Raw genomic sequence first — 13,401 nt, 5'->3', positions numbered from 1 at the left:
TTCTGCGCTCGTTTTATTATTGAACGATTTGATATACGTAGACAATACCGCTCCCGACCGTCACGATCAGTTGTTTTCCATCCGGTGAAAGGTATAACCAATTCACCCACTCGATATAGGTATCGCTTTCCGACGTCACGCGAATTTCGCCAAGGAGGACCAACGAATTAGGATCGAGAATACAAATTTTGCCTTCGCGTGATTCATAACCGCGGGTAAACAACAATTCTCCATCCGCAGAAATTGGGCCCAATGGCGAACACCCCTTTGGCAGATTCTCGGGAGGCTCATAGACTCCTAGACTTTCACCCGTTGCAAGATCGAACCCATTGTCGTTGATATAGAAACTATGACCCGACATATCTACGTCGAAAAATTCAGGAAAGTGCGGTTTGAGTGTGACCATGCCGTTGTAGTATTCTAGCGCGGGAGATTGAATAACATAATTTGTCGCGCCCGAATTGACGTTCCAATTCACGACCGTTCCCCAACTACCAAACCCTACCAACATATTCTGGTTTGGAATAAATTCAAGGTATGTTGAGAAGATACGCGACGACATGCCGATTTCGTAGGCGTCCACAGCCGTTTCTTCAAAGTAATGCAAAAGTTTTCCGTTTCCCAAATCCCATAATTTGATATCGCAATCCTGCCCGGCAGATGCGAGATAAAGCCCATCGGGTGAAAATGCCATCGAATAGACTCTGGCGCTATGCGCCTGAATATTCATAACGCCTTCGCCTGAATCTAGATCGCGAATCTGGATATTTCCTTCGTTGTCTCCAAGAGCAATTAAATTATCAACCGGGGATACGGCAAACTCAGCCATACCAAATCGGTAGAGCAATCCTCCAGTTGCTGTTGATCGAACCTCCAGTTCATCCGCGCGTTGGATCAGCAGGTATTTGCTATCGTAGGAATACTCTACCCTCCATACCGGCGCATTCATATGCCTTGAACCATATATGGATTTTGCGCTGGCAATATCCCATAAAATAATTGAACCATCCACAAAACCAACTACCAACAACTTGCCATCTGGGGAATAGCCAAAATCTTGCACAGGTTTTGTGAAACCGCCTATCGAACCAAGGAGATCGCCGCTCTCGCTTTCATAAATGCGAATAAAACTATAGGCTCGCATGATCCCTGTATATAAGCTGGGAGTATCGTATAAGGCGGCAAAGGTTTTGCTATCTGACGAGAAGCGCGCTTTCATTGGAGTCGTTGCCACCGCCATGAGGGCATTACCGCACATGCTAAAGACGCTTAGATCGCATCCTTCGGGACCGTTGCGATCCGAGTATGTGACATACGGAGCGTCGTCTCTAAACTTATAAAGCAGGTTACGATTTGAATCGAACATTTCCCGAACAGAGATCTCTTCGCTGAATGTCGCCTCGTTGTAGCCATACTCAAGACTGCTCTTCAGAGTCTTGGTCCCATCAGGGGACTTCAATATTATTTTGTTATAGTCGACCACCGCATCAGGTTCGAGCCAGACCGCACCGTTTTCGGCTGTTAATTTTTCCGCATAGGGAAAACTCAATAGATGAGTGGTGTTGGCGTTGTAGCTGGAACGATAAAACTTGACCATGCTTCCGTCGCTACTGAAATAAAATTTGTCGAACAATATTGGTTTGGGGAATGCAACCCACGAAGGAGGTTGATCTAGCGCTTTCATATCGTAAATCGTCCAGCCCATTTCACTGACGGCAATGAACGAATTCCCATCTGGCGTGAAAGCGACTCCCAAAATTGAACCTCGCCCCCATTGTCCAATACGTTTGAGTTGTGCAAAATTATTAAGCCCAATCGCTTCAGGGTTTTTTGGAATGGGTGTGCCAATCAATGCGAGTACATCGGTAGGTGTTGAAGAGGGTTGTAGTGTAGCGTTAGAGGGCAAGCTGGTTGCGGTTGCTGGTTGCGCTTCAGGTAAGAATTCATCTGGAACCTTGGTTTCAACGGGCAAAATACGGACTAAACTTTCAACGTCTTCAACTGTCGGTGGTGGGGTTGTTTGAGGGGAACACGAAACAACAAAAGCAAGTGTGATTGCAAGGTGAACGACCAAAGCTGATCTACGCATGTGACATCTCCCTTTTGAAAGATATTATGCTACCTATAACGGATAATGAGCTTATAAAGTTTCACACTGTGTTCGATCTTCACCCTCATCCCAACCCCATATCCAGAATCATCATGATCACAAACCCAAGCATCGCGCCTGAGGTGGCGAAGTCGGTGTTCTTTGCGAGTTGCGATTCGGGGATCAACTCTTCGACCACCACGAAGATCATCGCGCCTGCGGCGAATGCCAGCGCGTATGGCAGGATGGGTCGCATCAACAACACAGCCGCCGCGCCGATCATCCCTGCGATGGGTTCGATCAATGCGGACGATTGCCCGAACCAGAAACTTTTCAGGCGCGACATTCCCTCTGAACGAAGCGGCACAGATACCGCAACACCTTCAGGGAAATTTTGGATCGCGATGCCGATGGCGAGCGCGACCGCACCTGCCAGAGTCGCCGACGATAAATTCGCCGCGACCGCGCCAAAGGCAACTCCGATGGCAAGCCCTTCGGGAATGTTATGCAATGTGATCGCCAGCACCAACAAAATACTCCGCCTCCATTTTGTTGGAACCCCCTCCGCTTCGTTGACAGGGAATCCCAAATGCAGATGAGGCAGGAACAGATCGATCAAGCGAATGAACGCGCCTCCAAGTAAAAATCCAATTGCGGCGGGAAGCCAGACTGGCACATCGTCCGTTTCGCGCGTCATCTGAATGGCGGGCGCGAGCAGTGACCAGAAACTCGCCGCGATCATCACGCCCGCCGCGAAGCCGAGCATCCCGTCTAACAATTTGCGATTCACTTGTTTGAAAAAGAACACTGTCGCCGCGCCGAGCGCGGTAACAAGCCATGTACATGTGGTGGCGATCAATGCCTGCCACACGGGGTTGAGTTGAACGAACCATTCGCCCATGTAAATTTCTCCGATCCGAAATTTGGATACAACATATCTGATTTGCTTGTATTGTTCTTGAAAATTGAGTATAGCAAATTTCAAAACGCGCGCAAATGAAAACAGAACATAAATTCTGATATACTTTCGGCATCAACCCTCACCCTAGCCCTCTCCCTCAGGGAGAGGGGATGGATTCGAAATGGCAAAAACACAAACACGTTATGTCTGTCAGGAATGTGGGCGCGTCGCCGCGTCGTACATGGGAAAATGCCCGCAATGCGGATCGTTCAACAGCATGGTGGAGGAAGTCATCCACGATGAGCCTGTGACGAAGTCCACTGCGGTTCGCGGACTCACGGGTCGGTCTGCCCCGCGTTCCATCGGCGATGTCTCCGCTGGAGATGAAGACCGCATCCGCGTTCCCATTGAAGAATTCGCGCGCGTGCTAGGCGGCGGGATCGTGCCGGGCTCCATCGTGTTAGTCGGCGGCGACCCGGGCATCGGCAAATCCACGTTGATGTTGCAGATGGCGATGGAGATGGCTGGGCAAAAGCGCGTGTTATATGTTTCGGGCGAAGAGTCGGAACGACAGATCAAGATGCGCGCAACGCGTTTGAACGGCAAAAAAGAGTTGCCCAAAGATTTATTGCTCGTCACCGAGACGAATCTCGAAATCATCTTGAATCACATCAACGAGGTGAAACCCGAACTGCTGATCGTGGATTCGATTCAAACCGTGTATCTCTCCAGCATGGACTCATCCGCCGGATCGGTGAGTCAAGTTCGCGAGTGTTCATCGCAATTGCGCGAATTGGCGAAGACCAGCGGCATCTCGGTCTTCGTCATCGGGCATGTGACCAAAGAAGGGACCATCGCGGGTCCGCGCGTGTTGGAACATATCGTGGATACAGTTTTATACCTCGAAGGTGATCGCTTCCAAGCCTATCGCTTGCTGCGTTCGGTGAAGAATCGTTTCGGCGCCACATCCGAAGTGGGCGTGTTTGAAATGCGCGAGGGCGGGCTCGTTGAAGTGACGAATCCATCGGAGGCGTTTCTTGCGGAACGCATGATCAACGCGGCAGGGTCTGCAATTGCCGTCACGATGGAAGGCACGCGCCCGATCCTCGTCGAGGTGCAGGGACTCACCTCCCCGACTCAATTCGGCAACGCGCGCCGCACAGCCAACGGCGTGGACTTCAATCGTCTGCTGTTGATCTCGGCTGTATTGACTCGCCGCGTGGGATTGAAACTTTCAGAGCAAGATGTTTTCGTCAACGTGGTGGGCGGTTTGCAAATTGACGAACCCGCCGCCGACCTTGCCATCGCCGCGGCAATCGCATCCTCATGGAAAGATGTCTCCGTCAAAGCGGACGCGGTGCTGATCGGCGAGATCGGTCTCGCGGGCGAATTGCGGATGCCCAGCCAGATGCAAGTGCGTCTGCGTGAGGCGCAAAAGTTGGGATTCAAAACCGCCATCGTGCCGAAAGCGTTGCGAAAGGGCGAAGGATATCCGAAGGGCATCGAGATCGTTGAGGTCAGGTCTGTAGATCAGGCGTTGAACGCGGCGTGGAAAAAATGATGATGTAGGGGCACGGTGGGTTATTAAGCGACAAGGAAAAACAATCGTTTCGCCGTGCCCCTACGCTTGTAATAATTTCATACCCCTCTTCGGAGGGGTATTGTTTTGCAACCTGTTCCCATTCCGCCCGTATAAAAACCAGACAATCAAAACGAAGGTGACAGTCACGTTCGAACGTGACTGTCACCTTAACCCCCGAAGGAGAACCAACATGAACGTGAAAATCATTTCAGCAATTCTTGTCCTTGCTCTCGCAAGCATGGCATGTGGATTCAGCTTCGACCTGCCCGAGCAGGTCAAAGCGGGACCTGAGGTCAAAGAAGAAATATCGGTAGCAGACCCAAAGGAAGATGAGACGCGTTTGCTTCTGTCGTTTGGCGCGGGGAATCTGAATTTATCCACCGGCGCGAAAAATCTTGTGGATGGCACAGTCGTCTACAACGTGGAAGACCTCAAGCCCGAGATCATCGAAGACGGCGCGCAGATCGAGATCAAGCAGGGAAATTTTCAAGGGCTTCCGCCGTTCGACGGAATGAAGAACGAATGGGATCTGCAATTGGGTTCGTCGCCGATGGAGTTGGAAATTTCGGCAGGCGCGTACGAAGGCGATTTTGAATTTGGCGGTCTTGCGCTCACAAACCTGACCATCAACGACGGCGCGGCGGATGTGAGCCTTTCGTTCTCCGAGTTGAATCTTGCGGAGATGTCTGAGTTCAATTACTCCACCTGGCGCGTCGGATGTGCGCATGGAGGGGCTGGCGAACGCCAATTTCGAACGCTTCATTTTCAACGGCGGCGCGGGCAATTACACCCTCGATTTTTCAGGCGACCTGCAACGCGACGCGACGGTCAGCGTCGACTGCGGCTTGAGCGATCTCACGCTCATCATTCCGCAGGGCGTGAACGTTGTGATCACCATCGACAGCGCGCTGGCAGACATCAACCTCGGCGATGGCTGGTCACAAAAGGGCAGTGTTTATTCACAGCAAGGCGATGGTCCGACACTCACCATCATCGTCAACATGGGCGGGGGCGAGATCACGATCGGGAAGTAAGACCGGGTTGGATTATAAGAATGTGACAGTCACGTTCAAACGTGACTGTCACACTAACATCGAAAAATTTTTTCGATCGAGTCTATTTCTTGGTATAAACGCGCCGTTTACTTCGCGAATGTTCTCGATTGCTCCACATACGCCAGGCTTTGATGCCTGAAATACGTGTTGTACAGCGTGGCGTAATGCCCGCCTTTCGCAAGCAAGCCCTCGTGATTCCCCTCTTCGATGATCGCGCCTTTTTCCATCACCACGATTCGGTCCGCCGCTTTCACAGTGGATAAGCGATGCGCGATGAGAATGCTGGTTGAATTTTTCAAGATGAGATTCAGCGCCTGCTGAATTTGATATTCGGTGAACGGGTCGATGCTGGCGGTCGCCTCATCCAGGATGAAGATGGCGGGCTTCTGCATCAGGACGCGCATCAACGCCACGAGTTGACGTTGACCCATTGAGAGATGCGCGCCTCTCTCCCCGACTTCGGTCTGGATACCATTCGGGAGCGTTTCCAGCCATTCGCCGTCGCCGATCTGGCGCGCCATCTTCAACATCTCCTCATCCGACGCGCCCGGCGCGGCATAACGGACGTTGTCGGCGACCGTCCCTGAAAATAAAAACGGGACTTGAGACACGATGCCAAGTTGTTTGCGGTATTGCGCAAAGTCGAATGTGCGGATGTCGCGCCCATCCACGAGCAGGCGTCCCTGCTGGAATTCGTAGAAGCGCGCGATCAACTTCGCAATGGAGGACTTGCCCGCGCCGGTGTGGCCCACAAGGGCGAGCGTCTCTCCGGGTTGGATGACCAGGTTGAAGCGGGAAAGAATCGGTTCTTTATCCGTATAGCGAAAATGCAGATCGTCGAAGTGGATGTGTCCCTTGAGCGGATGCACATCCTGTTTGTCGGTTTGAATCACGTTCGGGTCGGCGTCGATGAGGGCAAAGGCGCGTTCGGCGGCGGACAGCCCCGCTTGAATTTGCGCCCAGAACGCGGAGAGATTCAGCACGGGGAAGAAGAATTGGTCGAGGCTCATGATGAAGAGATACCACGCGCCCACAGTGACGATGCCCTGCGCCGCGCTCAACCCGCCCACGTAGATGAGAACGCCGACAAAAATACCGCTGAGCGCGTTGAGCGTGGGAAACACCAGCGACAACACAAAACCGCGTTGCACGTTGACTTGATACGATTGCTGGTTCGATTCGTCGAACGAGTTGAAGATGCTTTCTTCCTGCCGAAAATTTTTCGCGATGGAAATGCCGCTGATGGTCTCTTTGATGGCGGCGTTCACGTCTGCCATGGCTTTCATGCCGCGCTTGGTAACGCGCCGCGCCAGCACGCGGAAGCCGCCCGCGATGGCGAAGATGATCGGCAGGAACGCAAACAATAACAACGTTAGTTTCATATCGGTGCGGAACAACACCACGCCGAGGATCACCGCCTGGACCATCTGCGAGCTGATGTCGGTGACGATGACGATGAGTTGACCAAAGTCGTTGGTATCGGAGGTGATGCGCGAGACGATGCGTCCCGATGAAAATTGATCGTAGAACGAGAGGTCGTGTTCCGCCGCGGCGCGGAAGGCGCGCGCGCGCAGGTCGAGAACCACGTCGCCCACCGCGCGCACCACGAGACTGCGCCGCGCCCAGTTCAACGCCCACAAGCCGAAGCCAACTCCCAACACTGCCAATGCGACAAGGCTGATGGCGGTTAGGGAGGGCTCGCCTTTCAACAGGTCGATCATGCGAGAGACAACCACCGGCAGAGACGCGCCGATCATCGCAATGATGACGACCAGCGCGGTCACTGCCGCGAGTCGTTTGGTTTGCGGTTTAAAGTAGCCCAGAATGCGCCGCGTCAATTCGCGGTCGGTGTATTGGCGGTCGTATTTTTCGTCGTTCAGTCCGGCAAAGAAGCCCATGGTAGTCCGTTAGTTGGTTAGTCGATTAGTTTGTTAGTCTGCAATTGAAGGATGATGGCAGTGGAAAAGGAGACACGTACACACGTAGACAGGTAGACAAGCCATATCCGTGTTTACCTGTGCGCATCTCACTCCCTAAAAATCTTCGCGTACGCGTCGGAGGTTTTCATTAACTCGTCGTGCGCGCCGATGGCGGCGATTTTTCCTTTTCGCAAGACGATGATCAGGTCTGCCCAGCGGATCTGCGAAAGGCGGTGCGTGATGATGAAGGTGGTGCGTCCGCGCGCGGCGTTGGAGATGGCGCGTTGGATCTTGTCTTCGGTGGCAGAGTCGATGGCGGAGGTGGAGTCGTCCAGGATCAAAATGTGCGGGTCGGTGAGAAACGCGCGCCCGAGCGCAATACGTTGACGCTGCCCGCCGGAGAGCGTCACCCCGCGTTCGCCGACAACAGTGTCATATCCCTTTTCGAATGACAGGATGAAATCATCGGCTTGGGCAGACTTCGCCGCCGCTTCGATCTCGCTACGGGTTGCCCCGGGCTTGCCAAAGGCGAGATTGTCGCTAACGGAACGGGAGAACAGGAAGATATCCTGCTCGATCATGGAAATCTGCGAACGGAGCGAGGCGAGATTCCAGTCGCGCACATCCACGCCGTCGATGAGCACTCGTCCCTGCGTTGTATCGTACGTGCGGTTGATGAGTTTGACGAGCGAGGTTTTCCCCGCCCCGGTCTGTCCGACGATGGCGACAGTTTGTCCCTGTTTGACTTTGAACGAAATATTTTCCAATTCGGGGTCGGCGCCATACGCGAAAGAGACGTTTTGAAATTCCACTTCGCCTTTCATGGCTTCGGAGTATCCCTGCGCGTTCTGGTCGAGGTTGGTCTCGCGGGTGATCAATTCCAAAATGCGGCGCGCGCCCGACATGCCCGATGAAATTTGCGAATAGGCAAAGGTGGAAACAAAGGTTGGGAATTGGAGCAACAAGAGCAAGCCGAAGTATGCCACCACATCGCCGACGTTGATCTGCCCGCTGCGGAAAAGCAGAAGAGCGTGAAACAGCCCGAAAGCGTAGGCAGAACCGAGCAATAGCATGGCGATGTAACGTCCCTCCAGGTCGCCTTGTCGCACGAAGGCGTCGCGCACGCGGCTGGCGTTCATCACGAACTTGTCCACTTCCGCGTTCTCTTGCGCCGCGCCTTTCACCACTTCCACGCCATCCAACGATTCGGAGAGATGCGTGTTCATCTGCCCGAACGTGGCGCGCACTTCGTCGGTGATCGGCGAAAGCGTTTTGAGGTAACGCGCGAGGAAGACGAAATACAGGACCGTAAAAACGACCGGCGTGATCACCAGCGCGGGATGATATCGCCCCGCCACGAAAATGGGCATGAGGATAAAAACGAACGAGCCCACCACAAGGTTCAACCCCGGGCTGAACATATAATTGAGTTCGCGCACATCGTTGGTGGAGCGCGCCATCGTGTCGCCGACGGGTTGCAGGTTGTGGAAGGTCATGCTCTTGCCGAGCAATGAAAGATACAACTCGTCGCGCACTTGTCGTTCCATGTGTTGCGCCAACAATTCCGCGCCGAAGTTCCTCCCCAGTTGCAACACGCCGCGGATGATCTGCGAGAGACCGATGGTGAACGCCAGCGGCAAAAGAACGCTGGTGTCGGGAGTGGGCTTGAGCATCGCGTTGAACGCGTCGCCGGTCAGCACCGGCACCACCGCCGCAAGACCGGCATTCCCCACCGCGCCAAGCGCCATCATGAAAATGATCCAGCCATGCCGCGAGGCATGCGACCACACCCAGCGAGCCGGGCTGGAGCGATCGGCAGTGTGGGCGCGTTGTAATGAAAATTCAGCAGGAGTAGAGGTTGTAATAGTCATGACAGAAAAAGTTCCTCGCGGCGTTTTCCTCTTGCCGCGAGCGAACCATGCGCCTAAATTCTACCACGCTGGATGCGCAACTTCCGATTTGGAGTAGGGTTGTCGTATTTAGCATTGTCCACGCGGACGATCAAAACCACTTTAGGAGTGTATGAAATGGCTATACTTGCTGCTTGGTGTACGGCTTTGTTCTTTCTTTGGTACGGGCTTTCTGCCTTCGTACCAGCGCTTGCGACGGATATGTTCAAGAAGATCGGCGCAGTGTTGGCATTAATTGTTGGCGCTGTGGGTTTGCTTGCCTTACTGGGCATGGGCTAAACCAAGAAAAACAGCCTCCGAAACGGGAGGCTGTTTTCATTCAATATCAGCAATCATCTCGGCAAACCGCATCGAATATTCCCAGCCTGTCCGATCCTCGATCCCCCACCATGCGGAGAGGATCGCGTGCGCCAGACTCCACTCGATGATTCGCTCGCGCTCGAACCCCAACTGCTCGCGCAGGATGTCAACCCGCTTCTTGATCCGCGACTTCAACCTGCTTCCCCGTGGCAACATTTCCCACGGGTTCATCATCAGCGGACCCACCTCATAGCACGCGGGACCAATGACTCCCTTCGGGTCAATGACCAACCACCCGCGTTCCGACGACAAAATATTGAAGTGATGAAAATCTCCGTGCATCAACACGGGACTGTGATTCTCCGCGAAAAAATCTTTCGTTGATCGTTCCACCCGCTCCACAAGTTTCTCATCCAGCGGACCGGTCCTGCCATTGAACATTTTCCGTAACTGCTTCAATCCCTCGAACCAATCGGGGAGTTCGATAAATTTATTCCGCGCTGAGCGGAGCGCAGCGAAGTCGAAGCGCCAGACCCTCTTCATCCCCTCCGCCGCGATGCGCGTCGCTTCTTCATCATCTTCGAGAGTGGACAGCATCACGCCGGGGCGCAATCGTTCCAGCAATAGAAATCCCTTTTCCTCATCTGCATCAATTAACTGACATGCTCCGTCGCCGTCGAACAATCGCAACGCGGCGATCTCACTCGTCAACTCATCGCGCGGGATGCCGAGTTTGAGCACAACGTCCCCCTCTCCCTGAGGGAGAGGGGCTAGGGGTGAGGGTGATGTCGCGTATGCCACAAAATTATAGGAAAGATTCGGGACAGGCTGAATGTTCGTCAAACCCCATCGTTGCGACGCTTCGTCAATCAACGCGGGGAGGTCCGCGAGGAATTGCTCCCCGTCCACGCCGAAGGTGTTGGTGATGGTGGAGATGAAATCGGATGGTAGAGAGAGCATATAAAATGTTGAGGAATCAAAAGGACGGCTTTCGCCGTCCTCGATGAATCATGCCTATGCAGTTTCGAGTTGCAGTAAGTTTAATTTTTCCTGACCAATCCGTGCGCTCAGATTCAGGATTTCAATCCCAACAACCAGGTTATTTTTGTCAAAATCCAGAATGACGCCAGGTTGCACCTCTTCCGATTCAACAATCGCACTTTCGTCCAATCGAAAATACAGAGCGTCGTTTTCCTTGTCAATTTTCAGTTTCATTTCGTTCTCCTTCGCCGATCGAAAAACAAAGTTACGATACGGTTTGGCTCGACACCTTCATTTACAACCACATGCAAAATCCGATTCTCACGTTCGAGCAATGATTTGAAATAGTGCGTATTGCCATCACTTTCAATGCTCTTTTCGTCTGGCATACTGATTGCATCTAAAACCCATTGTTCGAGAATCTCTCGTTCTTTGAGCATATCTCTAGCGTGGATAGTAAAAATGGGTTCGGGCATCTCTGTTTGTCGATTTCAGTTTACCACAATTAATTTTTCAATCAAACAGGAAACAACTTCTCGAACACCTCAGGACAATACTTCTGCACCATCTCGGATGATAGACCGTTCTCTTTGCAAATCTCCGCGTACAGATCTGCCGACGGGCGTTTGATTCGCTTCTGCGTTTCCAAATCAAGTCCCCACAGACCGAAGCGCAGAGTCCAGCCTTGATCCCATTCGAAGTTATCCACGAGCGTCCAATGAAAATAACCCTTGATGGGCCAATTGAAGTTGACGGCGCGCCACATCTGATGAATGTGCTGCGCCATATAACGCGGACGAACTTTATCGTCGGCATCGGGAAATCCGTTTTCACTGATGATAATGGGCAGGTTCGGGAAAGTCCGCACGATCCATTTCAAGCCTTCAAACATGCCATCGGGTTCGTTCACGAGAAATTTCTTATCGCTGAAATCTGAATTGTCCGCAAAAAAACCGTTGCTGAAAAAAGTTTCAGGTCTTCGCAGGTCAAATGTGACGCGGTTGCGCGAATAGTAGTTGAAACCGTAATAATCCTGTGCGCCCCTGGCTTCCGGGATGCGGATCGTGCCAAGCGGCGTTCGCATCGTTCCATTTGCCAGCGGCATCGGAAATGTTTTGTTTACCAGATTGTCGGCGTTTTTGGTCAACAGCCTATCCACTGGCGACCATGAGTGGTGCGGCACAAAGGAACGATAATTCTGTGCAAACCCCACCCTTGCCTCAGGTTGGATTTGATGGATGGCGTGATACCCGACGACATGCGCGCGTACCAGGTTTGACAGCACATGCACAGCAAGTCTTAAACTGTTTTTTCCGGGGGGCCAGTTTCCGCTTAAACCCCCGCCCACATATCCATTCAAGGCATAACCGTTCGGCTCATTGATGGTGCACCATACCGTGCAATATTCCTTCAACGCTTCCACTGTCTTGCGGACAAATTTCTCAAATAACGGGAGGACCGCATCCGTTTCCCAGCCACCATGTTCAGCCAACCACAACGGATCGGAAAAATGATGCAACGTCACCATCGGCGTCATGCCGCGCTCGCGCAGTCCGCGCAACATGGCGCGATAACGTTCGAGCGCGTCTTCGTCCCATGTGTCGGGCGTCGGCTGGATGCGGCTCCACTCCACCGAAAAGCGATGCGCGTTCTGTCCGCCCTCTGCGGCGCGATCGAAGTCTTCCCTCCAGCGTCCTCCCCACCAATCGCAGGCGAGCCCAGACGTCCCGTCCGTGTGACCGTCTTGTTCCCACTTCCACCACTGATTGTTCGTGTTGTTGCCTTCCACTTGATGAGCGGCGGTCGCCGTCCCCCATAAAAATCCGCGCGGGAAATGATAGGTTGCTTGAGGCAAATTAGTCTCCTAGTCTTCTAGTCTCTAGTCATCTAGTCTCTTGCCTTGCAAGATATGCAAGATACAACGCCACCGACCCCGCCACCGCCGCGTTGAGCGATTCGACTTCTCCGCGCATCGGAAGTTTTAACACGATGTCGCATTTCGCGCGCGTGAGTTGACGGATGCCCTCGCCCTCGCTTCCGACCACGAGCGCGGTTGATCCAGTTAAGTGACGCTGAGTCTTCGCCCCGACCGTTTCCCCGTCCTGATCGAGTCCCACCACCCAAACATTTTCTTCTTTCAATGTGTCAATCGCTTGCGAGAGGTTTGACCGCGCAATGAGCATGTGCTCGCTCGCGCCCGATGAGGCGTTGACCACCGCCGGAGTCACCTCCACCGTGTGCGCCAGCGGAATGACGATGCCATGCACACCCGTCGCCTCTGCCGTGCGAATCAATGTGCCAAAGTTTTGCGGGTCATTCAATGAATCGAGTAACAACACGAACGGAGGCTCGTTCTTCTTGCGCGCGTTCTCCAAAATATCGAGCAGGTCGGCATACGGATACTTGCTCACCTCCGCAACGATGCCTTGATTATGTTCGTGGATCTTATCCAGTTGCGGGCGTTTGGCTTTGACGACTTGAATCTTTCTTTGCGAAGCCAACGACAGCACATCGGCAAGTTTGCCTTTGATCTGCACATTGTCTGCGAGTTCGATCTTGAGCACCTCCCTGCGTTTGGCGCGGAGGGTTTCGTAGACGGCGTTGCGGGAGTAGATAAATTCTTTCATATCCCCGATTGTACCGTAGGGGCAGATAGGGCAATCG

The 13,401-nt window shown here is 53.1% G+C and carries 12 protein-coding genes; 3 read left to right on the top strand and 9 right to left on the bottom strand.

Features of this window, described 5'->3' with window-relative positions:
• Positions 1-16: 16 nt before the first annotated feature.
• A complete protein-coding gene (locus IPM31_07135; GenBank protein ID MBK9006754.1) occupies positions 17-2,089 on the bottom strand; it encodes a hypothetical protein in 2,073 nt (690 codons plus the stop codon).
• A gap of 85 nt (positions 2,090-2,174) precedes the next feature.
• Positions 2,175-2,990 (bottom strand): ZIP family metal transporter, encoded by an 816-nt coding sequence (locus tag IPM31_07130; GenBank protein MBK9006753.1) that lies wholly within the window; start codon positions 2,988-2,990, stop codon positions 2,175-2,177.
• Positions 2,991-3,171: 181 nt separating this feature from the next.
• Between IPM31_07130 and radA the strand changes: the two genes are divergently transcribed.
• Complete coding sequence (gene radA / locus IPM31_07125) at positions 3,172-4,551, top strand: DNA repair protein RadA (GenBank protein MBK9006752.1); 1,380 nt, start codon at positions 3,172-3,174, stop codon at positions 4,549-4,551.
• A gap of 211 nt (positions 4,552-4,762) precedes the next feature.
• The gene (locus tag IPM31_07120) at positions 4,763-5,632 is read left to right on the top strand and encodes a hypothetical protein (protein ID MBK9006751.1); all 870 of its coding nucleotides are present in this window, start codon (positions 4,763-4,765) and stop codon (positions 5,630-5,632) included.
• Positions 5,633-5,713: 81 nt separating this feature from the next.
• Here the strand turns inward: IPM31_07120 and IPM31_07115 are convergent, their stop codons facing one another.
• Positions 5,714-7,525, bottom strand: coding sequence for an ABC transporter ATP-binding protein (locus IPM31_07115; protein MBK9006750.1), 1,812 nt, complete (start codon positions 7,523-7,525; stop codon positions 5,714-5,716).
• Positions 7,526-7,653: 128 nt separating this feature from the next.
• Positions 7,654-9,417, bottom strand: a complete 1,764-nt coding sequence (locus tag IPM31_07110) for an ABC transporter ATP-binding protein (GenBank protein MBK9006749.1) — start codon at positions 9,415-9,417, stop codon at positions 7,654-7,656.
• A 156-nt stretch (positions 9,418-9,573) separates the two neighbouring features.
• Here IPM31_07110 and IPM31_07105 point away from each other — a divergent pair, with 156 nt between their 5' ends.
• Entirely contained in the window at positions 9,574-9,735 is a 162-nt protein-coding gene (locus tag IPM31_07105) for a hypothetical protein (GenBank protein MBK9006748.1), read from the top strand.
• A gap of 36 nt (positions 9,736-9,771) precedes the next feature.
• Here IPM31_07105 and IPM31_07100 read toward each other — a convergent pair whose 3' ends face one another.
• The 5 genes from IPM31_07100 to rlmB are packed head-to-tail and all read right to left on the bottom strand — an operon-like array spanning position 9,772 to position 13,364.
• On the bottom strand, positions 9,772-10,716 hold the full coding sequence (locus IPM31_07100) for a phosphotransferase (GenBank protein MBK9006747.1): 945 nt from the start codon (positions 10,714-10,716) through the stop codon (positions 9,772-9,774).
• 54 nt (positions 10,717-10,770) lie between these two features.
• Complete coding sequence (locus IPM31_07095; GenBank protein ID MBK9006746.1) at positions 10,771-10,971, bottom strand: DUF2283 domain-containing protein; 201 nt, start codon at positions 10,969-10,971, stop codon at positions 10,771-10,773.
• Positions 10,968-11,213, bottom strand: a complete 246-nt coding sequence (locus IPM31_07090) for a DUF4258 domain-containing protein (GenBank protein ID MBK9006745.1) — start codon at positions 11,211-11,213, stop codon at positions 10,968-10,970. The genes IPM31_07095 and IPM31_07090 overlap by 4 nt, the downstream gene beginning before the upstream one ends.
• Positions 11,214-11,254: 41 nt before the next feature.
• Entirely contained in the window at positions 11,255-12,592 is a 1,338-nt protein-coding gene (locus IPM31_07085) for a glycoside hydrolase family 1 protein (GenBank protein ID MBK9006744.1), read from the bottom strand.
• A gap of 28 nt (positions 12,593-12,620) precedes the next feature.
• The gene (gene rlmB / locus IPM31_07080; GenBank protein ID MBK9006743.1) at positions 12,621-13,364 is read right to left on the bottom strand and encodes a 23S rRNA (guanosine(2251)-2'-O)-methyltransferase RlmB; all 744 of its coding nucleotides are present in this window, start codon (positions 13,362-13,364) and stop codon (positions 12,621-12,623) included.
• Between the last annotated feature and the right edge of the window lie 37 nt (positions 13,365-13,401).

It is taken from the genome of Candidatus Defluviilinea gracilis (genome assembly GCA_016716235.1).
Taxonomy (GTDB): domain Bacteria; phylum Chloroflexota; class Anaerolineae; order Anaerolineales; family Villigracilaceae; genus Defluviilinea; species Defluviilinea gracilis.
This window is presented reverse-complemented; position numbering and strand designations above follow the sequence as displayed.